Annotated in this window: 21 protein-coding genes; 9 read left to right on the forward strand and 12 right to left on the reverse strand. The window is 56.6% G+C overall.

Translation table 11 applies throughout. The features are described 5' to 3' along the window. Positions 1 to 65: 65 nt before the first annotated feature. The 3 genes from IQ22_RS11265 to IQ22_RS11275 all read right to left on the reverse strand — a co-directional run bounded on the left by IQ22_RS11265 (position 66) and on the right by IQ22_RS11275 (position 4,341). Positions 66 to 614: an adenine phosphoribosyltransferase gene (locus IQ22_RS11265; RefSeq protein ID WP_145141798.1), complete on the reverse strand. Its 549-nt coding sequence runs from the start codon at positions 612 to 614 to the stop codon at positions 66 to 68. Positions 615 to 706: 92 nt separating this feature from the next. Beyond that, entirely contained in the window at positions 707 to 2,770 is a 2,064-nt protein-coding gene (gene dcp / locus IQ22_RS11270; protein WP_244309096.1) for a peptidyl-dipeptidase Dcp, read from the reverse strand. 380 nt (positions 2,771 to 3,150) lie between these two features. After that, complete coding sequence (locus tag IQ22_RS11275; protein WP_145141802.1) at positions 3,151 to 4,341, reverse strand: alpha/beta hydrolase; 1,191 nt, start codon at positions 4,339 to 4,341, stop codon at positions 3,151 to 3,153. A gap of 164 nt (positions 4,342 to 4,505) precedes the next feature. Between IQ22_RS11275 and IQ22_RS11280 the strand changes: the two genes are divergently transcribed. Both IQ22_RS11280 and IQ22_RS23165 read left to right on the forward strand, forming a co-directional pair. Further along, positions 4,506 to 4,703, forward strand: coding sequence for a hypothetical protein (locus IQ22_RS11280; RefSeq protein ID WP_145141804.1), 198 nt, complete (start codon positions 4,506 to 4,508; stop codon positions 4,701 to 4,703). 340 nt (positions 4,704 to 5,043) lie between these two features. Continuing rightward, the gene (locus IQ22_RS23165) at positions 5,044 to 5,211 is read left to right on the forward strand and encodes a hypothetical protein (RefSeq protein ID WP_158635427.1); all 168 of its coding nucleotides are present in this window, start codon (positions 5,044 to 5,046) and stop codon (positions 5,209 to 5,211) included. Positions 5,212 to 5,275: 64 nt separating this feature from the next. On the opposite strand, the gene IQ22_RS11285 is transcribed toward IQ22_RS23165, so the two are convergent. From IQ22_RS11285 to IQ22_RS11315, 7 genes are all read right to left on the reverse strand, one after another. Further along, positions 5,276 to 6,313 (reverse strand): ABC transporter ATP-binding protein, encoded by a 1,038-nt coding sequence (locus IQ22_RS11285; protein ID WP_145141806.1) that lies wholly within the window; start codon positions 6,311 to 6,313, stop codon positions 5,276 to 5,278. Then, entirely contained in the window at positions 6,310 to 7,329 is a 1,020-nt protein-coding gene (locus IQ22_RS11290; protein ID WP_145141808.1) for an ABC transporter ATP-binding protein, read from the reverse strand. Before IQ22_RS11290 ends, IQ22_RS11285 begins: the two co-directional genes overlap by 4 nt. Then, on the reverse strand, positions 7,326 to 8,213 hold the full coding sequence (locus IQ22_RS11295; protein ID WP_145141810.1) for an ABC transporter permease: 888 nt from the start codon (positions 8,211 to 8,213) through the stop codon (positions 7,326 to 7,328). Before IQ22_RS11295 ends, IQ22_RS11290 begins: the two co-directional genes overlap by 4 nt. A 10-nt stretch (positions 8,214 to 8,223) precedes the next feature. Further along, positions 8,224 to 9,174: an ABC transporter permease gene (locus IQ22_RS11300; protein ID WP_145141812.1), complete on the reverse strand. Its 951-nt coding sequence runs from the start codon at positions 9,172 to 9,174 to the stop codon at positions 8,224 to 8,226. Positions 9,175 to 9,285: 111 nt separating this feature from the next. After that, on the reverse strand, positions 9,286 to 10,962 hold the full coding sequence (locus tag IQ22_RS11305; protein ID WP_208733630.1) for a peptide ABC transporter substrate-binding protein: 1,677 nt from the start codon (positions 10,960 to 10,962) through the stop codon (positions 9,286 to 9,288). Positions 10,963 to 11,069: 107 nt separating this feature from the next. Then, entirely contained in the window at positions 11,070 to 12,401 is a 1,332-nt protein-coding gene (locus tag IQ22_RS11310) for an NAD(P)/FAD-dependent oxidoreductase (protein ID WP_145141815.1), read from the reverse strand. Next, the gene (locus IQ22_RS11315; protein ID WP_145141817.1) at positions 12,401 to 13,099 is read right to left on the reverse strand and encodes an SDR family NAD(P)-dependent oxidoreductase; all 699 of its coding nucleotides are present in this window, start codon (positions 13,097 to 13,099) and stop codon (positions 12,401 to 12,403) included. The genes IQ22_RS11310 and IQ22_RS11315 overlap by 1 nt, the downstream gene beginning before the upstream one ends. 162 nt (positions 13,100 to 13,261) lie before the next feature. Between IQ22_RS11315 and IQ22_RS11320 the strand changes: the two genes are divergently transcribed. Then, positions 13,262 to 14,068: an IclR family transcriptional regulator gene (locus IQ22_RS11320; RefSeq protein WP_145141819.1), complete on the forward strand. Its 807-nt coding sequence runs from the start codon at positions 13,262 to 13,264 to the stop codon at positions 14,066 to 14,068. A gap of 20 nt (positions 14,069 to 14,088) precedes the next feature. Here the strand turns inward: IQ22_RS11320 and IQ22_RS11325 are convergent, their stop codons facing one another. Further along, on the reverse strand, positions 14,089 to 15,387 hold the full coding sequence (locus tag IQ22_RS11325) for an NAD(P)/FAD-dependent oxidoreductase (protein ID WP_145141821.1): 1,299 nt from the start codon (positions 15,385 to 15,387) through the stop codon (positions 14,089 to 14,091). Positions 15,388 to 15,570: 183 nt separating this feature from the next. Here IQ22_RS11325 and IQ22_RS11330 point away from each other — a divergent pair, with 183 nt between their 5' ends. The 5 genes from IQ22_RS11330 (at position 15,571) to IQ22_RS11350 (ending at position 19,128) form a co-directional block, all read left to right on the forward strand. Beyond that, complete coding sequence (locus IQ22_RS11330; RefSeq protein WP_145141823.1) at positions 15,571 to 16,017, forward strand: GNAT family N-acetyltransferase; 447 nt, start codon at positions 15,571 to 15,573, stop codon at positions 16,015 to 16,017. A gap of 220 nt (positions 16,018 to 16,237) precedes the next feature. Beyond that, positions 16,238 to 16,852 (forward strand): hypothetical protein, encoded by a 615-nt coding sequence (locus IQ22_RS23420; RefSeq protein ID WP_208733631.1) that lies wholly within the window; start codon positions 16,238 to 16,240, stop codon positions 16,850 to 16,852. Positions 16,853 to 16,887: 35 nt separating this feature from the next. Next, positions 16,888 to 17,625 (forward strand): DUF72 domain-containing protein, encoded by a 738-nt coding sequence (locus tag IQ22_RS11340; RefSeq protein WP_145141825.1) that lies wholly within the window; start codon positions 16,888 to 16,890, stop codon positions 17,623 to 17,625. A gap of 160 nt (positions 17,626 to 17,785) precedes the next feature. Beyond that, positions 17,786 to 18,334, forward strand: a complete 549-nt coding sequence (locus IQ22_RS11345) for a non-canonical purine NTP pyrophosphatase (protein ID WP_145141827.1) — start codon at positions 17,786 to 17,788, stop codon at positions 18,332 to 18,334. A gap of 2 nt (positions 18,335 to 18,336) precedes the next feature. Beyond that, on the forward strand, positions 18,337 to 19,128 hold the full coding sequence (locus IQ22_RS11350; RefSeq protein WP_145141829.1) for an SIR2 family protein: 792 nt from the start codon (positions 18,337 to 18,339) through the stop codon (positions 19,126 to 19,128). Between the two features lie 14 nt (positions 19,129 to 19,142). On the opposite strand, the gene IQ22_RS11355 is transcribed toward IQ22_RS11350, so the two are convergent. Beyond that, the gene (locus IQ22_RS11355; RefSeq protein ID WP_244309098.1) at positions 19,143 to 19,919 is read right to left on the reverse strand and encodes a glutathione S-transferase family protein; all 777 of its coding nucleotides are present in this window, start codon (positions 19,917 to 19,919) and stop codon (positions 19,143 to 19,145) included. Positions 19,920 to 20,078: 159 nt separating this feature from the next. On the opposite strand from IQ22_RS11355, the gene IQ22_RS11360 reads away from it, so the two are divergent. Then, complete coding sequence (locus IQ22_RS11360; protein WP_145141830.1) at positions 20,079 to 20,315, forward strand: DUF2171 domain-containing protein; 237 nt, start codon at positions 20,079 to 20,081, stop codon at positions 20,313 to 20,315. Positions 20,316 to 20,358 lie beyond the last annotated feature (43 nt).

The following is a 20,358-nucleotide window of genomic DNA, read 5'->3' on the forward strand; positions in this document are numbered from 1 at the left end:
GGGTCGCCTATTCGGCCCGGTTAAAGAAACCGGCTTGCCCTGCCAAATAGGCGAATTGTGTCCCGTTAACGCTCGGAGAGGGCGAACTCAGTCAGGCTGAACGTGGGAATCCCCATATCCTGTAAGCGCTTGGAGCCGCCTAACTCTGGCAGATCGACAATCGCAGCCGCTTCATAGACAGAAGCGCCCATGCGTGCGATGAGATTACTTGCGGCGATTAACGTACCGCCCGTGGCGATTAAGTCATCAATCAATAAGACCTTGTCACCTGCTTTTAAGCTATCTTTCTGAACCTCAATGACCGCGTCACCATATTCAGTAGTGTACGTTTCCATCAACAATTCAGCCGGAAGCTTGCCCTTCTTACGAAACAGAATCAGGGGTTTGTTCAACTCGTACGCCAGGATAGGCCCGATCAGAAAACCGCGGGCATCCAATGCACCGATATGGGTGAACTCAGCGTCCACGTAGCGCTGGATCAGGCTATCCACTACCAGCCGCAGCGCGCGGGGTGACTGGAACAAAGGCGTGATGTCGCGAAAGATCACACCGGCCTTGGGGAAGTCAGGTACGGCGCGAATCAGGGATTTAAGGCTGGAGTGATCAAGGTTCATGGTAAGGCTCATGCAAACGTGCGAAACGCACAGTATAACGGGCCAGCCTGAAGAGGACAGGCCCTTTGAACACTGCAGGCGTGCCTACCCTCTTACTCAAGGCCCTCTTTTAGTCCGCGATTGACCAGCATGGGCTCGATACTCGGCTCCTTGCCGCGCCAGGTCCGATAAAGCTGTTCGAGGTCTTCACTATTGCCGCGTGACAAGATCATGTCCCGGAATCGCTGGCCGTTTTCCCGCGTCAAACCACCATGCTCTTTGAACCATTCGAAGCCGTCATCAGAAAGCATTTGCGTCCAGAGGTAAGCGTAATACCCAGCTCCGTAGCTGTTACCCCAGATATGCATGAAATAACTGGATCGATACCGGGGCGGCACGTAGCGGAGATAAACCTGCTCCTGCTCCAATGCAGCAGTCTCAAAGGCTGCAACATCCTGCTCGGGCTGGTCTGCGTTAAGCAGATGCCACCGTATATCCAACAATGCCGCAGCTAACAGCTCGGTCATGTCATAGCCTTTATTAAACCGGGAGGCTTTTTCGATCTTGTCGATCAATGCCTGCGGCATGGGCTCTCCGGTCTGGTAGTGCTTGGCATAGTGCGTGAATACGGCCGGGTAATCGGCCCAGTATTCATTGAACTGCGAAGGAAACTCGACAAAATCGCTGGGTGTGCTAGTTCCAGACAGTGTTGCGTACATTTGATTGGCAAAGATGCCGTGCAACGCGTGCCCGAACTCATGGAAGAGTGTGATGACATCATCCCAGGACAATAACGCTGGCTGTCCTACAGCAGGTTTGCTGAAGTTACAAACGTTATAGACAACTGGCCGAGTACCCAGCAGCTTCGACTGATTGACGAAATTTCCCATCCAGGCGCCGCCGCCCTTGTTATCGCGGGCGAAGAAGTCCGCATAAAACAGCGCTAGCGACTGACCGTCCTGATCGAAAACCTCATAAGCCCTGACGTCTGGGTGATAGACCGGCAAGTCCGGGCGTGCTTCGAAGCGGATACCATATAGCAGAGTAGCGGCATGGAATACGCCGTTCCATAAAACATTATCCAGCTCAAAGTAGGGCTTGATCTGGCTCTCATCAAGATCGTATCGGGCCTTGCGAACCTGCTCGGCATAAAAAGGCCAGTCCCAGGCTTCGAGCGCAAAATCACCGCCCTGCTGCTCAATAACAGCTTGGATGTCTGCTGCTTCACGTCTCGCCCGTGCCGTAGCAGCCGGGGCGATCTGCCTCATGAACGCTAACGCGGCTTCTGGCGTTTTGGCCATCTGGCTCTGCAGTCGCCACGCAGCATAATTGGGATATCCCAATAAATGAGCTTGTTCAGCACGGATTTTGGCCAAGCGCTTGATGAGTGTGCGGGTATCGTTGGCATCACCTTTTTCGGCTCGCGTCCAGGAGGCGTCGAAGAGATCCTTCCGTGTCGCTCGGTTGCTCAAGGATATGAGCACTGGCTGCTGTGTAGTGTTCAGCAAAGCCAGTAGCCACTGCCCTTCAAGGTTACGTTCGCGTGCCGCTTGCGCCGCAATATCCAATTCGGCGTCAGACAGCCCCTCTAGCTGGTCACGATCGGAAATCACCAGTCCACCACTTTTCATGGCGGCCAACAGCTTGTTGGTGAATTGAGTCGTCAGAGTGGCCGACTCTTGGTTCAATGCCTTGAGGCGTTCCTTGTCCTGCTCGGAAAGCATGGCTCCGGCAAGAACGAACTGCTGATGAACAATATCAATCAGGCGCCTATCTTCCGCACTTAGATCCAGTGCGTCGCGCTGGTCGTACACGGCTTGAAGACGCGAAAATAAGGTGCCATCCAGCATGATGGCATCGTTCAAGGCCGCCAGTTTCGGGGACTGCGCCTCGTCGATGCGCTGAAGCTCCTCGGATGTATTTGCTGAAGTCATGGCGCCAAAGACGCTCATCACCCGCTCCAGCAACTCACCGGACTGCTCCAGGGCAACATAAGTGTTCTGGAAGGTAGGCGTTTCCGGATTGGTCGCGATCCGCTCGACTTCATCACGCTTTTGGCGAATGCCGTCAATAATTGCCGGCTCGTAGTCGCTGACCTGGATGCGATCGAACCGTGGCGCTTGGAACGGCAGCGTACTGACCTGATAAAACGGGTTGTCATTTGATGTGTCTGCCATGGGGGTCTCCATTATGGTTTGCCTGCTACTGGAGCAGGAGTGAATGCTCCTTGCCCGAGTATCCGCTGTGGAAAAGCGATAGCAGTTGCCAACCATAAGGATAACCGCATCCGACTGTACCCGCTTTTTCTGATACTCACAGATAAACAGCCCGCATATAACGCCTCGGTTCAGGCTGAAGATATCTCTTACAAGTTCATAACCTTGCTCAGGAAACGCAAGAGAAGGACAAGATGCGGGAGCCGTTGAGCATTCGAACCAGAAAGGCGATAGAACAGGAGCGCCCCGCCTCGAAAGGCACTCCTTAAGCTATGCGTACCCGTGAGTGTCAGCAGTGTTAAGGATTACTGCCAATTGATGCTGATCGTCAGCGATCCGGTTTAACGCTTCAGATCCAGGTGCGCCTGCTGCGATCCCAACCAGGCGTTTGCGGGCTGGCTGAGCCATGTCTGAGCAGGTGTGGAACGCTCTACCGTGGCATCAAGAAAGGCTGTGCTGACGGCACGAATGGCAGCGGCCTGTCGCGGATCGAATCTGCTCTCCTCGCCTTGCCCATGGCCGAACGAGCCCCCGCGCCCTCCGTGCGCTTTCCCCGGACCACTAGGCCCGCCGCCTGGACCTCTGCCGCCGGGTCCCGCCCCGTCGGAAGGCTCCTCTGCCCGTTTGTTGCTCTTTTCATGCTGAGGCTGATCGCCCAAAGAGCCGCTGAGCACACGATGATCGGCGTCGGACAGTATAAGCTGGTAGCTACCAGGCACACTTAGGCCCTGCCAGAGCTGGCGCCGCTGCCCAGCCGAGCGTACCCAACTGAACACGTCCTCGTCCTGCGGGCCGGTTGCGGTCAGTACCGGTACGTTGATAGTTCGGAAACGTACCGGGTTGGCCATATCCTGTACATAAGGACTGAGCAAGATGGCAGCCACCGGCTTAATGGCTGTTTCCGGCAGCGTTTGGCCGGGGTCACGCTCGCCTGCCAGTGCAGCAGCGGTCTGTGCCCCAAGATCATAGCCTGCAACAGTAAGCCGCTCCCAATCAATAGGCGCTAGACGGGCCTCGCCCATCCTCGCCTGTAGCCGAAGCTGCGTCACGATCTGATCGATAACATGGATACGGGTTTTTAACGCCTCCTGGGAATAGCTACGCTGAGCCAGGACCCGAAAGCTGCCGGCCTCCGCCTCACGGCTGGAGTAAATCGTACGTCCGAACCGGGCCGGCTGGATAGAAAGCACAGCATAGCCAGCCTGCACCCATGCCTCACGCCAGAGCTGGCCGGCTTCGCTGCCCTCCCCCAGACCTGGCATGTAAATGATCAAGGGAGCCTTTTGCACACCTTCCGGTACAAGCCACTCGGTATCAACTTTCTCTTCACCTACGGTCCACCGCTCGCTCCAGCTTGCCATCGACCGGGAGCGAGGTTGTGACGGCTGGTAGCCTGTGGCTTGAAGCTGCTCGATCAGAGCATTGGAACCTATCGATTCTTTCGGCCTGGGATGAGATAGGCAACCAGTCAGTAGACCGGTAATCGCCACGGCAAGCAGCAGCGGCCTAGGAGAAGGCAAAGCAGCGATCATGTCGACGATCCGTTGATACAATATTATCGGTACATGATGCCAAGCCAAATGTCTTTACAGGTCAATGGTAGGTAAATGAAACGATACAGAGCGCTGCAAACGAGAGCATCTCGGTTTCCTGAGCGCTGTCAGGTCTTATCTCGCCCTTCCGATCTGAAGCATTAATGAACAGAGCACATTTTCATCGAGAACACGCTGAGCAGGCCCAAGCCGAAGCCCAGCGTTTATGGAATGCCCGCGCGGAGCTGGGCGCACGTTGGAAGGTCTGGGTAGCTACCGAGCTCTACGAGCTTACACCACCGGCGTATGCTGCGATGGTAAGGCGAGAACTGGAACGTTTGGCTAGCGACAATCAGGCGTAAGGCGGTAATTCAAAGTCTTTACCTCGGGCCAGACGATTATCCTGCTCTTGGTCATAGCACATACTTGCGAAGGCCGGAGCGGCTTACAAGGGTTCAAGCGGAAGCGCCAGATTCTGCTGCGGTACGACATGGCCCATTCGACCTACTGCCCAGCATACTACAAGCCGTTAACGGTCACGACGCCTGGAGTCAACACCTACAGCCATGGACTGGTCCTGAGCTGTATGTCCAGTTCGCTCATCCAAAAGTAATCCCAGCGGATCGTCTTGGAATGTCCAGACCAACCCGCTCAGCCGTTCGCCTCTCTCCGGCTTCGGCACTCCTAGAGGGCGAATAATGCGTGAAAATGAAAGGTGGGCACGTGATGCCTGGCATTACGGCCCAATCCACTAAAGCTGGTTTTCTCAGCTTCCAACAGGACGGCCTGTATCCCACCACTCGTGCCAGCATGAGGGTAGTGGTCAAACCTACCAACAATATAGATATCCGTCCGGACATGTTCCTTTAACAGTTCCAGATTGGAAGCAGGCGCGGCCGTGGCATACCCGAGCGACCTATCAAGCGCAGATAATTCATATCGCCCGCGCCCATGTAGGGCTCGCCTCGGACACTGCGTCTAGGGGCGAAACCAGAGTCAGGTCGTCCCGTATGCAGGCGGACTGGTGCCCCGGCTCGACCAAGCGCAGCGGTGGGCGTGCCTGGGCACATTCCAGCACAGCATAAGGGCAGCGTGTTCGAAAGGCACAACCGGACGGTGGTGAAATCGGACTGGGAATATCTCCTTTGAGCACGATGCGCTGACGGCGATTTCCAGAGTCGGGCATGGGAATAGCCGACATTAATGCCTCGGTATAGGGATGACGGGGCTGGGCGAATAGGGTGCGGGTTGGTGCGATTTCGACGATTCGCCCCAAGTACATCACGGCGACACGGTCGGCAATATGCCCAACCACCGCCAGATCATGAGTGACAAATAGCATGGTCAGGTTCATGTTCTGGCGCACCCGCGCGAACAGGTTCAGGACCTGCGCCTGCACCGAGACGTCTAGGGCAGAGACAGGCTCGTCAGCCATGATGAATTCCGGCTCCAGGATCAGGGCGCGTGCAATTCCGATCCGCTGCCGCTGGCCGCCCGAGAACTCATGGGGATAGCGCGTCAGGTATTGGCCGGGCAGCCCAACCGTCTCAAGTGCCTGCTCAGCCTTTTCGCGGCGTCCTGCCTTATCGAGCGCAGCCGCATGGAAACGTAGGGGCATCTCCAGAATTTCGCCTACCGTCATGCGTGGATTGAGCGAGCTGAACGGGTCCTGGAAGACCATCTGCATGCGCTTGCGGTAAGGCTGAAGCAGCCGATCACTGAAAGGCGTGATCTCGGTATCGTCAAAGACGATCTGACCGTCTGTGGGCGGGTCAAGCATCATCAAACTACGGCCCAACGTGCTTTTTCCCGAGCCGCTCTCGCCTACCAGCCCAAGCACTTCGCTACGCGCAATCGTCAGATCAACGCCATCAACCGCCCGAACCACTGCACTATTCCTGGCGAGCAGGCCCTGGCGAACCGGGAAATACTTTGCAAGCCCTACGGCCTCGATCAAGGGACGCGGTTTCATCGGACACCTCCTTCCAGGCACAGCTCCTGCCAGCGACTACAACGCAATTGGTGCCCTGCCCTTACCTCGACCAATTCCGGCGGCTCGACATCGCAGATGCCAGGCTTGTTATGGGCACAGCGTGGATGAAAAGCACACCCCGCGGGAGGTGCGGCCGGATCAGGCACGTAACCGGGAATAGTGCCCAGTTCGGCCTGTCCTAGACCTGCATGTTCGAGACGTGGCACGGACGCTAGCAACCCACGGGTATACGGCATGCGTGGCGATGACAGCACATGTAAAACCGAGCCTTCCTCCACGATGCGCCCGGCGTACATCACCATCACTCGATCGGCAATCTCAGCGACAACACCGAAATTGTGAGTAATGAAGAGGATTGCCATGCCCTTCTTGCGCTGCAGGTCGCGTAGCAGGCCAAGAATCTGGGCTTGTACAGTGACATCCAGGGCTGTAGTCGGCTCATCGGCAATCAGGATATCCGGCTCCATGGCCAGAGCGATGGCGATCATCACCCGCTGACGCATCCCACCCGACAGCTCATGGGGGTAGGTGTCGAGCCGTTTGGCCGGTTCCGGAATTCCTACCTGCTCCAGGAGACTGAGCGCCCGGCGCCGCGCTTCAGCTTTACTCAGCCGTTCATGGAAGCGGATCGCCTCGGCAATCTGATCGCCTACGGTATGCACAGGATTAAGGGACGTCAGCGGTTCCTGAAAAATCATGGCGATACGGTTGCCCCGTATATGGCGCAGCTGCTTTTCGTCTAGAGCGACTAGATCGACTGGATTGCCCTGATTGTCCGTCACGACAGCGCGCCCCTCGATCCGTGTCATGGGCGCTGGTGCCAGTAATTTCATGATGGCCATGCTGGTCACGCTCTTGCCCGACCCGCTCTCGCCTACAAGGGCCAACGTCTCGCCAGGCCGAATGGAAAAGCTGATGCCATGCACGACCGGTACATAACCGCGAGCCGAACGAAAGGACACGGACAGATCTGACACAGTGATATTGGCGCTCATTTGAGGTCACTCCTTCCATCCAGGGCATCGCGCAGGCCATCGCCGATGAAGTTGAAACTGGCAACGGCCAGGGTAATGGCCAGCCCAGGTACGATGGCGAGCCAAGGGGCCTTACCCAGATACTGCTGTGCGCTGTTCAGCATGTTTCCCCAACTGGGTAAGGGAGGCTGGATGCCGTAGCCCAGAAAGCTGATGTAGGCCTCTAGCAGAATGGCATGAGCGATGGTAAGCGTTGCGGCGACGATAATCGGGCCGATGGCGTTGGGCACAAGCTCGCGAAACATGATCCAGCGGCTGCTCGCACCAATCATCCGGGCCGCTAGGATGAAGTCGCGCTCACGCAAGGAGCGGATTTCCGTCTCGACAATCCGTGCGATTTCCATCCAGCTGGTGGCCGCGATAATGACAGTGATCATTATTGGGTTGGGCTTGATAAAGGCCGCCAGAACCAGCACAAGGAACACACTGGGAAAGGATAGGAAGGCATCGACGATGCGCATGAGGACTGCGCCAAGCCAGCCCCGGTAATAACCGGCAATGACCCCGATACTTGCACCAATGACCGTACTGATGACCATGGCGAAAAAACCGACCAATAGAGAAATCCGGCCGGCATTAAGCAACCTTGCGGCCGTATCACGCCCCAGCGCATCGGTCCCCAGGTAATGATCGCCGGTAAACGGTGCAGCGAAGCGATGGCGAATATCAATCTTCAAGTCATCGTAAGGCAAGAGGTAGGGCCCGAACACGCAGGCCATGATCAACAGGGCGATCATCACCGTACCCATTACCGCCAGGCGGTGACGCATGAAACGTCGCAAGGTGCGGTTCTGATACCAGGCGGGCGTAGCGAAGACAGAAAGCGGTGCGGCAGCTGTAGTCATGGTTGTCCCCTTAACCCAATCGAACACGCGGATCGGCCAGACCAACCAACAGATCAGCCATGAGATTGCCGAGCAGCACCAGAATGGCCGAAAACATCAGGATGCCCATGATCACGGGGTAATCGCTGTAGCCGATGCTGTCGAGAAACAACCGCCCCATGCCGGGCCAGGTAAACACCGTCTCGGTCACCAGGGCACCGCCCAGGATGGTAGGCAGTTGCAGGCCCGCCAGAGTGATCATGGGCAGCAAGGCGTTACGGACGATGTGGTGGATCAGGACGCGCCGATACGGCAGTCCTTTCGCCCGTGCCGTTCTGACGAAATCCTGGTCAATCACCTCCAGCGTCGCCGAACGCATATAGCGGCTCCAGATTGCCACGTTGACGAACGCCAGCACCATTACCGGCAGAATCAGATGAATCGCATAGTCGCCGATAGATTGATCGCCAATGGTGTACATGCTCCCGGCAGGCAGCCATTTAAGGTTGAGCGAGAACAGATAGATGGCGACCAGGCCAAACCAGAACGTAGGAATGGACAAGGCCACCATGGCTCCCACCGTAGCCAGCGTGTCGAAGACCGAGTACCGCCGTACCGCGCCCATGACGCCGACCCAGGTACCAATCAGGATGGATACCAGGGTCGAGGTTCCCATCAGCAGCAAGGTGGCGGGCAGATGCCCGGCGATGATCGCGAGTACGGACTGACCGTCCCGGAACGACCGCCCCCAATCCCCTATAAACAAGCGACTAAACCAGTCGATGTACTGAACCAGCAAGGGACGATTCAGCCCCAGCTGCTCGGCGATGCGATCCAGCTCCGCCTGGCTCATCCCAGGCGTCAAGGCGAACTGAGACAGCGGCCCTCCGGGTGCCAGGTTGAGTACAACGAACCCGATCAACGAGACGAGTACGAGAATAACGGCACTCTGGCCGAGACGATTCAGGATATAACGGGTCATGTCCGCCTCCCCAACGCGTATCACACCGGCAGCCAAGCCGCCAGGCAGTGAGCTGAGCGCTTCTGATCAAACGGTAACGCCCGATGGCTCGACCGGGCGAAAAGCCGTGCGTTATGCCCACATCCAGGTATTCACGTTCCAAGGCTCGATGCGCAGATTCACATTGCCGGTAAATCCCTTCAGGCCTTCCTTGTAGCCACGAACATAGGTGTACTGGAACAAGGGAAGTATCGGCAGATCGTTGCGAATGACCTCTTGTACCTTGAGGTAGATCGGCTTGCGCTTTTCCACGTCCTGCACGGTGGCACCCTGCGTCAGAAGCGTGTCGACTTCAGTACTTTTGTACTGAAAGTTGTTTTGTCCGGCGCCACCCTGGGCGTTGATGGAATGAGAACCAAAATAATCGGTTGTGTCCGGATCGGCCCCGGTCAGGTAGTTGATTCCGACCACCACCGAATCAAACTTGGACTGCATCCAGTAATCCCCCCACATGACGGCTGGCGGAAGATTGGAAATCTGCATCTCTACTCCGATCTCCTGCCAGGTCTGCTGCATGAACTGCTGGGTCTGCTCACGTACCTGATTGCCCGCCGTGGTGGAATTGGTGAACGATAGCCGTACCCCCTCTTTCTCGCGGATACCACCGGCACCCGGCTTCCAGCCCGCCTCGTCCAGGATGCGCCTGGCTTCCTCGAGGTTGAACGTCTGCTTGGGCAGGTTTGGGTTGTAGTAGGCCGATTGCTGAGGCATGTAGGTCTCAGTTGGGGAAGGCAAACCGTAGTACAGCTCGTCGATGATGGTTTGCTTGTCCAGCGCCAGGTACAACGCCTTGCGTACAGCAGGGTCCTTGAACTGCGGTCGCTCCAGGTTGAACGCTACAGCCTCGATCGTGGCCACCGGCAGATTCACTACGGTACGCCCGGCCAATCCTTTGGCTTCCTCATAGTGATCGGGCATGATGCCCTGCATGGCCGTCACGTCGATATCGCCCGTCTTGAATTGGGTGTACATGACGGTCAGGTCAGGAATGTACTTAAACACTACCCGCTCCAGATGAGGCGCTTGTCCGTAGTAGGTGCGGTTGGCATCCAATTGAATATGATCGCCTGGTACGCGGTTCGCCCACTTGAACGGACCGGTTCCTATCGGAGCGTTGTTGAACGGTGCCGTGTTCGGATCGCTGATACCGGCAAACGCATGCTGGGGCACGATAAAGGTAGACGACAGGATCGACGCATACGGCGCGTAGGGCTTTTCCATGCGCCACTGGATTTCAGTAGGTGACACGACGGTAATGTCGCGTACCAGATCATGCCCGGCTCGCCGCCCGCTGCGAAATTTGGGGTCCATGATCAGACCTAGCGTGAACTTCACATCATCCGCCGTGAAGGGTTTACCATCGTGCCATGTCACACCGTCCCGTAGCTTGACCTTCCACTGCAGGCCGTCTTCGGAAATACCACCGTTGGCAACGGTTGGTACCTCAACCGCCAGTGCCGGGACGTACGAACCATCCGGCGCGATTCCAAACAGCGGGTCATAGAGGTTCCAGTAGATACCTTCATCTACTTCGATATGCGGCATGTGCGGATTGAAGACGGTTGGCTCCTGGGAAAAGCCAATGATCACCTGCCCAAAGGGATTACCAGGCGTGGCTGCGAAGGACATGCTCGAACGAGTCCAGGGCAGCATCAATCCGGCAGCTCCGGCCAGAGACATGCCCAGCATCTGGCGACGGGTCGGGTTCAAAAGGCTGCTGCGCTTATCCGAATCAGTGCGATGAGACATGGTGAAGCTCCTGTATCGGGTGGGAATAGGCAGGTGGCTTGCGCCTGAGTCATCGTTAGTACGGATGGCACGCTTCTTTGTGAGCGCTTTATCCCGATCAGGCGACGTCAGAACCCACTGATTGGTCGTGGATTTGAACCGTCGCTAAACCGTGAAAGACGAAAGTCGTGGGTATCCACGATGGGCTTCTCGCCAGTCACGAGGTTGGCCATGAGTCGGCCGGCTGCAGGACCAATGCCAAAGCCATGCCCAGAAAAGCCTGTAGCGATGAAAAAGCCCGGCAGCGTGTCTACGGATGAGATCACCGGTACGGCATCCGGTGTCACGTCGATACAGCCTGCCCAGCGTTGGGCAATGCGCGCGTTACGAAACACTGGAAACGCCTCGACCAAATGCCTGAAAGCGCGATTGGACTGCTCGATGGACGGCATCGGATCAAGCACGCGGCAGTATTCGAAAGGACTCGCCTCTTGGAGCGGCCACTGACGAGGCAAGGCGGCTTCCTCGATGAAGCGCCGCCCAAGGCGGAACGATAGAGAGTCGTACTGTTGTTTTAGGGCAGGCATGAACTGTCGGGCGTAACGGAACGAGTCCGGCACAATGTCAGCAATATTCTCGTGGCCAGAGGCGACGGTATAGCCACCATCCTGGCGCTTTCGGACAGCAAATGTTTGTGTCCAGATGGCCGATTCCGGTCCGCCTGCAAGCGGCTCGGTGCGCAGGACCGAGTTCATTACCTTCAATTGGGGCAAATGAAGCCCCAAAGGCGAGCAGAACAGACTCGACCAAGCACCACCGGCGAGCACAACAGAGGAGCAGGCAATTGGACCGCGCTCCGTGACAACTCCCGAGATCCGGCCCGCTGATTGTTCAAGTCCGCGCACTGCACAGTCGGTCAGAATCGCGGCACCCTGGGCGCGTGCCGCCTCGGCAATGGCCGGCGCGGCTTTTTGCGGTTCGGCACGCCCGTCTGCCGGAGTATAAAGCGCCCCCTGGTAGACGGCTCGGTTGTCAGGCAATAAACGGTTCAGCTCGCTTCCAGACACCATGCGTGCCTGTACCGGATATCCCTCCAGGTTACGTTGCCAACGGGCGTGCTCGTCGTAGCTCTTGTCATCGGCGCAGGTAAACAGGATGCCCGCCCGTTTATAACCAACATCCTTCCCGACACGCTGGCTCAGCCCTTGCCAGATTTCGAGCGCCGCGGCCATCAGGGACAATTCCCGAGGATCGCGGCGGGAGATACGCACCCAGCCCCAGTTGCGACTCGACTGTTCCTGACCGATACCGCCTTTTTCACAGAGGGCAACACTTAAACCGCGCTCAGCCAGCTCAAGAGCGGTCGAAGTGCCAATGATACCGCCACCAATCACAACGACATCGGCGCGCTGCGGCAGCTTTTCATCCCCTTGTACAGGTACGACACGTGGTCCGGGCATCAGTACGACTCCTCCAGCTGGCAATTGATCGTGAGCTCAGCCACGCTGGCTTCGTTGGGCAATTCAAGTAACGCGCCTACCAGGCGGGCAATGTCAGCCGGGTGCGTCATCTCTGCGTCATTCCGTGTGGTGATGCTGCGCGCCATATCGGTCGCGACAAAGCTGGGGCAGATAGCCGTAGCGCGGATGCCCTGTTCCCAGCCGGCCTGGCGGATACCATGGGTTAGCGCAACCGCGGCGAACTTGGTCATGGCATACAGGCCGGAGGCGGCTGACTTGACCCGCTTGCCCGAGAGCGAGGCCATTAGAATGACCCGACCCTGACCGCTCACGCCCAAGGCCTCCCAGGCTGCCGCGACCAGACGGCGTGGTGCCTTGACGTTGATCTCCAGCAGGCTGTCCAGCTCCTCGTCGCTGGCTTCGATCACGGTTTTCGGAATCATCAACCCTGCATTGGCAATCACGGCGTCGATACGGCCGAAACGCTTCAATGCCTGATCAACCCAGGCTGCCTCGGAACCTGCCTCGTTGGCGTCGTAACGCACCACTTGAATGCCGTCGCGCTCATGCCATGCCGCCTCCCGAGGCATACGCATCCCCAGGGAAAGCTGCCACCCCTGCTCGGCCAAGTGTCTCCCAACGGCCTCGCCAATACCCCGGTTAGCCCCAGAAATCAGCACCACCTTTCGCTCATCCATAATCCACCTCGCTTTCAACGCAACGGCGACCTACCCACACTAATGGGCCCGGATATTGCAAACCTTTTAGCGGCTATTACCTAACCTTGGCGAAACAGCAGTACGACCCGGCCCGATCTTTTCACCCGGTCGAGACCTCGCCTGTACCAGGGAGATGTAGACGTGCCCCATAGCGAAATACTGGAATCGAAACCGCAACGACGCGGCATGCAAGGCACCCAGACGCTCGACCGTTCCTTCGAAATCCTGCAGGCCATCGCGGCACGCGGCGCACGCGGTGCCAGCATCGACGAGCTCAGCGCCGACACACACCTCAGTCGCGCGACGCTCTACCGTTTGCTCAAAGCCATGAAATCCTATGGCTTCATTCGTACGCCACGCGTGCGGGGACATTATTTTCTGGGCTACGAGCTGCTCTCGCTGGGCGCCCAGGCAGGCAATACCGGTGGCGTACGCGAGCTGTCCCGACCGGCGCTGATGCGCCTGGCGGAGCTGTTCGGTGATACGTTCTTTTTGTTCGTACCGGACGGCTATTTCGCGCTGTGCCTGGAAATGCAACAAGGCACCCACCCGACCCAGCGCTTCGCCCAATCCGTCGGCGCGCGCATTCTCATGGGCGTAGGCCAGGCGTCCATCGCCCTGCTCGCCTATCTGCCCCCTGCCAAGCGCAACGAGATCCTGCAACACAATGCCCCGCGGCTGGCGCGTGAATATGCCATCGAAACTGCCCAGATACGCCGGGCTATCATGCGAATGCAGCAGGAGCGCTTTTCCTGCGGCATCTCTGATAAATGCCTGCCCGACTACACAGGTCTTGCCGTTCCCTTGCTGGATAACACCGGAGCGCCTGTAGCTGCCCTGAGCTGCGCCATGCAGGCCACCCGCCTGACGGCAGGCTACAAGGCGCACCTGGCCGACGCGATGCGCCTGGAGGCCGACGCCATCATGTCGAGACTGGGAGAAGCCTAAGCGGCAATGAGAGCCTCGCATCAGGCAAACCGCTCGAAACGGAACAGGGAAGGATCAACCAATGGCCTACTGCCGGTCACGATATCGGCCATCAGATGACCGGCACCAGGGCCTATTCCGAAACCATGTCCGGAAAAGCCACTCGCCAGATACAAACCGGGCAACGTCTCGACCCGGTCGATTACGGGTACGATATCCGGCGTGACGTCGATCAGACCGGCCCAGCGCTGCTCTATTTTCGCATCAGCAAAAACTGGAAAGCTCTCCGCCAGGATAATCAAGGCCTGATCAAGAAATGTATCGACGGGCTTGGGGTCGTACAACCGCTGTGTCTCAAACGGTGTAATAGCCGTGTTTGACCATCGCGTGGGCGTCCGTAACTCCTGCCAAGTATGCCTGTTCACGCGTAGCCGGTACTCCTGGTGATGATTTCTTATCATGGGCAGAAAATCATTGAAGTAACGAAAACTGTCCGGCACCAGAGGCGCTATGTTGGTATTGCGCATAGCCACGGTATAGCCGCCATCGGCCCGCTTTCGAAACGACACCTTGCTTGTTGCGACGGCGCCCTTCGGCCCGCCGTCAAGCGGGGCCGTCCGCATGACGGAGCCCATGACCTTGAGCTGAGGGAAACGGATACCCAGGTTGCGACAGAACAGACTCGACCAGGCCCCTGCCGCTACTACCACATGCTGACAACGAATCTCACCCCGCTCGGTCAGCACCGATGTCACCATTCCCGACTGGGTGCCCAGCGCCCGCACCGAACAGCGACTGAACAGCTTTGCTCCCCGCGCCCGCGCTCCTTCGGCAATAGCAGCCGTAGCGATGTCCGGCTCTGCGCGGCCATCGGTCTCGGCTAGTAAGCCCTTCCTCCATGAGACAGGCGGTGTATTACCGAGATATCGTGTCATCTCGTTGCGGTCGATCAGCCGGGCCGTTGCCCCGAGCGGACCAGCTTGCCTCAGCCACTCGGCCCGTTCGGTGATTTCAGCCTTAGTTTCGCAGGCGTAGAGAATCCCTGAGCGCATAAACCCTGTATCGTGCTCAAGCTTGCGTGACCAGGCGTCCCATAGTTTCAGGCTTTCGATAGCCAAGGGAATTTCGGCCAGATCGCGCCCCATTGTTCGGCACCAGCCCCAATTCCGGGAGGATTGCTCATGGGCGATACCGCTCTTGTCCAGGAGTACGACATCGACGCCGCGCTCAGCAAGAAAATAGGCTGTGCACGTACCTACGATCCCGCCACCAATAACCACCACGTCAGCAGACGCTGGAAGCGTATGATCACTCTCGACGTGTTTGATATGCGGGTACATGGGCGGTCCCTATCGCGGCGAATTACCTAAGGGTTCTAGTGCCTGGATTAGGGACCTGCAAGCGTAGAAACGAGTTGATAGCGTATGCTCTCACATCATGGGATTTAACCCACCGAAAGCCTCCTGAAAAGATCTTTGCCGGTACACTTTTTTATCTATCTATTACCCAATGCTTTACTGCTAATGTCTCTACAGCCTCCCCAACCACCATTGTCTTTTTCGCAACTGCCACCTGAACACCGTTTGTTGCTCGACAAGTTCTACCGCAGTCACCGTAGCCATATGCGTGCCGCAACGGGTATTGGCATACAGCGCTGGGTAGCCAGGCAGCCTGAGATCGTGGCAGGCCTGAATCTGACTCCGTTTGAGGAGGGCTTGTGGTTGACAGGCCTCTTCGTTGCACCGCACCGGCGCGGGCAGGGTATCGCGCGGCAGCTGGTTCATGCGGCGCTCGCCTCCCATCCTGGCTCTGTCTGGCTATTTTGCGAGCCAAGCATGAAAGACTTCTACGAAAAGCTAGGTTTTAAACCAAATCCGCTTTTGCCCAGGGCACTGCACGACCGTCTCAAACGGTACCAGCAGAGTAAATCCCTGCTGGCGCTGGGACATAGATCGAAACACCTCACGTAATTTCTCATCAGCTTGCAGCGTTTCGTTACGAATATCCGGCGCTGCGTTCATGGAATGGCCACATCGGCCACTTACACTGCCAGAACAGCCACGCTTCGCCGCTACACTTGCCATGGATCGCATTCTTTCTGCACAAGGAATTTTTCTGCTGACGCGTTGAAGCAAAATGCAAAGCGCCGGGTCTCAAGACCGTATGTCCCAGACGCGCCAGGAGGCCACCATGACATCGCACTCTCTGCTTAACGGAACCGGTTTTCTGCTTATGCTCAAGCGTCTGGTCTCTAAGCGGACATTCGACGACATTGACCGTCAGCTTGAACAGCTGGGGACTGAGTTCCCCCTGTTTGATCATCCGCCACTCACAGCCGATTACCCTGGCGCTGAAAGCCTTGAACCGCTTGGCATCCGTGCTTATCAGATGCAGATCATGAGCTGTAACCAAGACAAGATGACTTTGGGCGCAACGCTCATGAAACTTGGTTTCACACCTACCTCTAGCACCCCGGAAATAACGTCCTACAGCAATGCTAAAGGTGAAAAGCTTATGCTCCGTATGCAGACCGAATGCAACGGCACGCTCTTTAATCTGGTTACGGACTCAATGGAGCTTCTGATCGAACTCGACCAATGCCGTATCGCTCCGCCTGCGCCCTGGCAGGCGTTCCCAGCTCTAGATGTGAAGGGCCTGGCTGCCCTGCAAGGCGAGACAGCCTTCTGGTGGAGCCAGTATTGGACGCCGTATTGGTCGCGCCTGGACAAAGATGAACGGGAGTTGTACCTGAACACGAACCGGGCTACTCCTGACTGGAAAACGTTCATCGAGGCCCATCTCTGAAGGCTGAGTGTGTTATTTCAGGCCTAAGCCCGTACGTGGCAGACACAACCGCTATCTCTCTAGGTTGCGCCGGCTGGAGTCTGCCACGCACCGTATGGGCTCTCTTTCCATCTGAGGGCACACACCTTGAGCGTTATAGTGCAGGCCTACCAGCAGTAGAAATCAATTCATCATTCTACCGACCGCACCGCCCTGCCACTTATGCCAAATGGGCCAGCAGCGTTCCTTCGGAGTTTCGCTTCTCGGTCAAAATGCCTAGGCAGATTACCCATGAGCAGCGCCTCAAATACAGCCGGGAACAGCTTGCTACTTTTCTGGCCGAATGCTCGCACCTTAGCAATACGTTGGGTTGTCCTCTTATCCAATTACCGCCCTCTCTAGTGTTCGAGGCCGAGACGGCACGCGCCTTTTATGAAGACGTGCGCGACCTTTACTCCGGTGGCGTTGTTCTTGAGCCTCGGCACTCCACTTGGCTCAGCGATACCGCGCAAATGTTGCTGCATGATTATCAGATCGGCCAGGTAGCTGCCGATCCTTCTCCCCTGCCTGGCGGCGATCAACCCAGTGGCTGGCCGGGGATTGTCTATTATCGCCTACATGGCTCGCCAGACCTCTATCACTCCACCTATTCTCTCGACCAGCTCAAGCCAGTCGCCCACGCACTGCGTGCTTGTCGCGAGCGCAGTATCCCGGCTTGGTGCATTTTCGATAACACTGCCAGCGGAGCAGCGGTGCCCAACGCACTGGATATGCTACGACTGCTTGCCTTGTAAACAGTTTAGTCACGCCAGACATACCACGTCTCTGCGCGTGTTTCCCTCAAAATCCGTCACTGCTCGAACCTGTCCCCACCCTGCCGCTCTAACAGCTAGCGCCCCGCGTACCCAAACGGAAAAAGCGAAAGGATCAGTCGTACAGCGCTGCAGGTCCGTCATGAAAATCAGATTTGTTTCAAGCAATACCCGTAAGGTGGAGGAAGTACGCACCTTTCTGTCACACAGGCATATCGAGATTACTACCTACGAAGTCAAGCTCGAAGAGCTTCAAACGGAAGATGTCCAACGGCTGGTCAGCGACAAACTGCTCAAGGCCTTTCAACTCATCGGCAAACCGGTTTTTGTTGAGCACACTGGCCTGTATATCAAGAGTCTTAACGATTTTCCGGCAGGTCTGACTCAGTTGTTCTGGGACAAGCTCCAGGCTGAGCGCTTTACCACAATCATTGGCAATCTGGACGATCCATCCGCTGTGGCCAAAACACTGATCGGCTATTGCGATGGCCGTAAAAAATACTTTTTTGAAGGTGAGACTTCAGGCCGAATTACTGAACAACCGGCCGGCGATCCTAATCTGGAATGGGACTGCGTATTCATGCCAGCAGGCGTGGACAAGACCCTGGCAGAGCTGGGTACTGAGAGACTCAAATACTCCATGCGGTGCAAAGCACTCGAGGCCTTCGCTAATTTCCTGCAGGAGCACTGATTGTGGAAACACTTAAGGAAGCCTACCGGAGCGGTAGCTTGATCTTGTTCGTCGGTGCAGGAGTCTCAGCCAATTTAGGCTTGCCGCCGTGGAAACAGCTGATTGATGAAATCGCCCTTCAGCTCGATTACGACCCCGACGTGTTCCATACCTACGGTAACTTTCTAGCCCTGGCCGAATATTACCGGCTCAAGAAAGGCAATATAGGCGCGCTCAGGAGCTGGATGGACCGGGAATGGCACAAAAATGTGGATATCCGAGCTTCAGAAATCCATCGCCTCATCGTCCATGGCAAGTTTTCTTCCATCTACACCACTAATTACGACCGCTGGCTGGAAATCGCTCATGACACCTATGGCAAGCCTTACCTGAAGATTGCCAACGCGAGCGACTTGGTCAAGGCCCAGGAGGGAATTCGCCAGATCATCAAGTTCCATGGCGACTTTGATGATGACTCATCTATTGTTCTTGCAGAAACGAGCTACTACGAACGTCTGCAATTCGAGACCCCGCTAGACATCAAGCTCAGAGCCGACACGCTCAGTAAAGCCGTGCTTTTTATCGGCTATAGCCTGTCAGATACCAATATTCGACTGCTCTTCTACCGGCTCTCAAAAATGTGGAGCCGGTACGAACCGTCAGGTGTACGTCCGATCTCCTACGTGTTCTCCCATATGCCTAATCCAGTGCAAGAGGAAGTCCTGAGCCAATGGGGTATTCGCATGCTGTCTTCTGAGCATGACGATCCGGGACATGCCCTGACCTGTTTTTTGAAAGAACTGGTAGATGCTTAACCAGCATCCAATGCTCAAGGCTTACGTGCGTAACGGCCTCGGCCAAAAATACGGTCGTAATCGTCTGGAGTCGCCTGGGCGCGGGAAGCGGCTCCCTCCGCCTGGATCTGCTTGGTCATTTCAACTAGTCGTTGCGCTGCTGGCCGTTGAGCGATTTCACCCAACCAGCGGGCCAGATGGGTATAACGCTCACTAGCAAGCCCTAGAAACTCCAGAATAGCCATCCAGGGATACGTCGCCACATCGGCAATAGAATACTGAGCGCCGCCAAGATACGCCTTGGTCGACAGACGTGCCTCGACCAATTCAATCAGGCGGATCGCTTCAGAGGTATAGCGCGAACGGGCATAGTCCGATACATCCGGTTCGAATTTCGAGAAATGCACATGCTGCCCGAACATGGGCCCTATTCCTGTCAATTGAATCATCAGCCACTGCAAAATATCGTATCGCTCCGTAGACTGAGCAGGCAGTAGTTTTCCCGTTTTCTCAGCCAAGTAAATCAGAATGGCGCCTGACTCGAAAACTGAATAGGGCTCACCGCCCGGCCCGTCGGGATCGATTAACACCGGCACCTTGCTGTTGGGATTCAGCATCTGAAACGCCTCGGAGAACTGCTCGCCCCGCCAGACGTGTACATGTTTGAAGCGGTAAGGCAGTTCGAGCTCTTCGAGCATCAAAACAATCTTTAAGACATTCGGGCTACCCATGCCGTATAGCTCGATCATTACCGCTCTCCCGTAATTGATAGCAATTAGCCACCCCATGACCGGAGCGGACTTAATGCTCATAAGAGCCTAAAGGCAGCCTGGAGGTTCGATAGCCCTTACGGCCTGGCAGACAAAGACACCTTTTGTCGTTCCTTCCAGAACGTTCTTTCGCCCGCGGTAATCACAAAATAGGAATCGCCCTTAGTGATCCTAGATTTATCCACGAGCAGGAGAGCAATAATGGTTGATATCGCCAAAATTCCCGTACAAGCCGACGTGCTTGGCTCTGATGGTGGCCATGTTGGCAAGGTGCACGATATCGTAAGGCCCGACCGTATCAAACTGGCCCAGGACGATCCGGATGCTCAAGGGCAATACCATGTTATTCCGGTGGAATGGGTCGAAAAGATTGAAGGTAGTACGCTAACGCTGATGAGAACACGGGAAGAAGCTCAACGGGATTGGCAGTCTGCGTGATGTCTTTTTCAGGCCAGCCCTTTTGAGTGCCGAGCACTATCAG

It is taken from the genome of Pseudomonas duriflava (genome assembly GCF_007830155.1).
Taxonomy (GTDB): Bacteria; Pseudomonadota; Gammaproteobacteria; order Pseudomonadales; family Pseudomonadaceae; genus Chryseomonas; species Chryseomonas duriflava.

What these genes read in the sequence shown, in the direction of transcription:
- IQ22_RS11325 (WP_145141821.1), bottom strand. Translation starts at nt 15,387, where the DNA reads ATGTACCCGCATATCAAACACGTCGAGAGTGATCATACGCTTCCAGCG.
- IQ22_RS11355 (WP_244309098.1), bottom strand. Translation starts at nt 19,919, where the DNA reads ATGAGCATTAAGTCCGCTCCGGTCATGGGGTGGCTAATTGCTATCAAT.
- IQ22_RS11265 (WP_145141798.1), bottom strand. Translation starts at nt 614, where the DNA reads ATGAACCTTGATCACTCCAGCCTTAAATCCCTGATTCGCGCCGTACCT.
- IQ22_RS11330 (WP_145141823.1), top strand. Translation starts at nt 15,571, where the DNA reads ATGTCTCTACAGCCTCCCCAACCACCATTGTCTTTTTCGCAACTGCCA.
- IQ22_RS11345 (WP_145141827.1), top strand. Translation starts at nt 17,786, where the DNA reads ATGAAAATCAGATTTGTTTCAAGCAATACCCGTAAGGTGGAGGAAGTA.
- IQ22_RS11280 (WP_145141804.1), top strand. Translation starts at nt 4,506, where the DNA reads ATGAACAGAGCACATTTTCATCGAGAACACGCTGAGCAGGCCCAAGCC.
- IQ22_RS11305 (WP_208733630.1), bottom strand. Translation starts at nt 10,962, where the DNA reads ATGTCTCATCGCACTGATTCGGATAAGCGCAGCAGCCTTTTGAACCCG.
- IQ22_RS11295 (WP_145141810.1), bottom strand. Translation starts at nt 8,213, where the DNA reads ATGACTACAGCTGCCGCACCGCTTTCTGTCTTCGCTACGCCCGCCTGG.
- IQ22_RS11275 (WP_145141802.1), bottom strand. Translation starts at nt 4,341, where the DNA reads ATGATCGCTGCTTTGCCTTCTCCTAGGCCGCTGCTGCTTGCCGTGGCG.
- IQ22_RS11300 (WP_145141812.1), bottom strand. Translation starts at nt 9,174, where the DNA reads ATGACCCGTTATATCCTGAATCGTCTCGGCCAGAGTGCCGTTATTCTC.
- IQ22_RS23420 (WP_208733631.1), top strand. Translation starts at nt 16,238, where the DNA reads ATGACATCGCACTCTCTGCTTAACGGAACCGGTTTTCTGCTTATGCTC.
- IQ22_RS11285 (WP_145141806.1), bottom strand. Translation starts at nt 6,313, where the DNA reads ATGAAACCGCGTCCCTTGATCGAGGCCGTAGGGCTTGCAAAGTATTTC.
- IQ22_RS11360 (WP_145141830.1), top strand. Translation starts at nt 20,079, where the DNA reads ATGGTTGATATCGCCAAAATTCCCGTACAAGCCGACGTGCTTGGCTCT.
- dcp (WP_244309096.1), bottom strand. Translation starts at nt 2,770, where the DNA reads ATGGCAGACACATCAAATGACAACCCGTTTTATCAGGTCAGTACGCTG.
- IQ22_RS11315 (WP_145141817.1), bottom strand. Translation starts at nt 13,099, where the DNA reads ATGGATGAGCGAAAGGTGGTGCTGATTTCTGGGGCTAACCGGGGTATT.
- IQ22_RS11310 (WP_145141815.1), bottom strand. Translation starts at nt 12,401, where the DNA reads ATGCCCGGACCACGTGTCGTACCTGTACAAGGGGATGAAAAGCTGCCG.
- IQ22_RS11290 (WP_145141808.1), bottom strand. Translation starts at nt 7,329, where the DNA reads ATGAGCGCCAATATCACTGTGTCAGATCTGTCCGTGTCCTTTCGTTCG.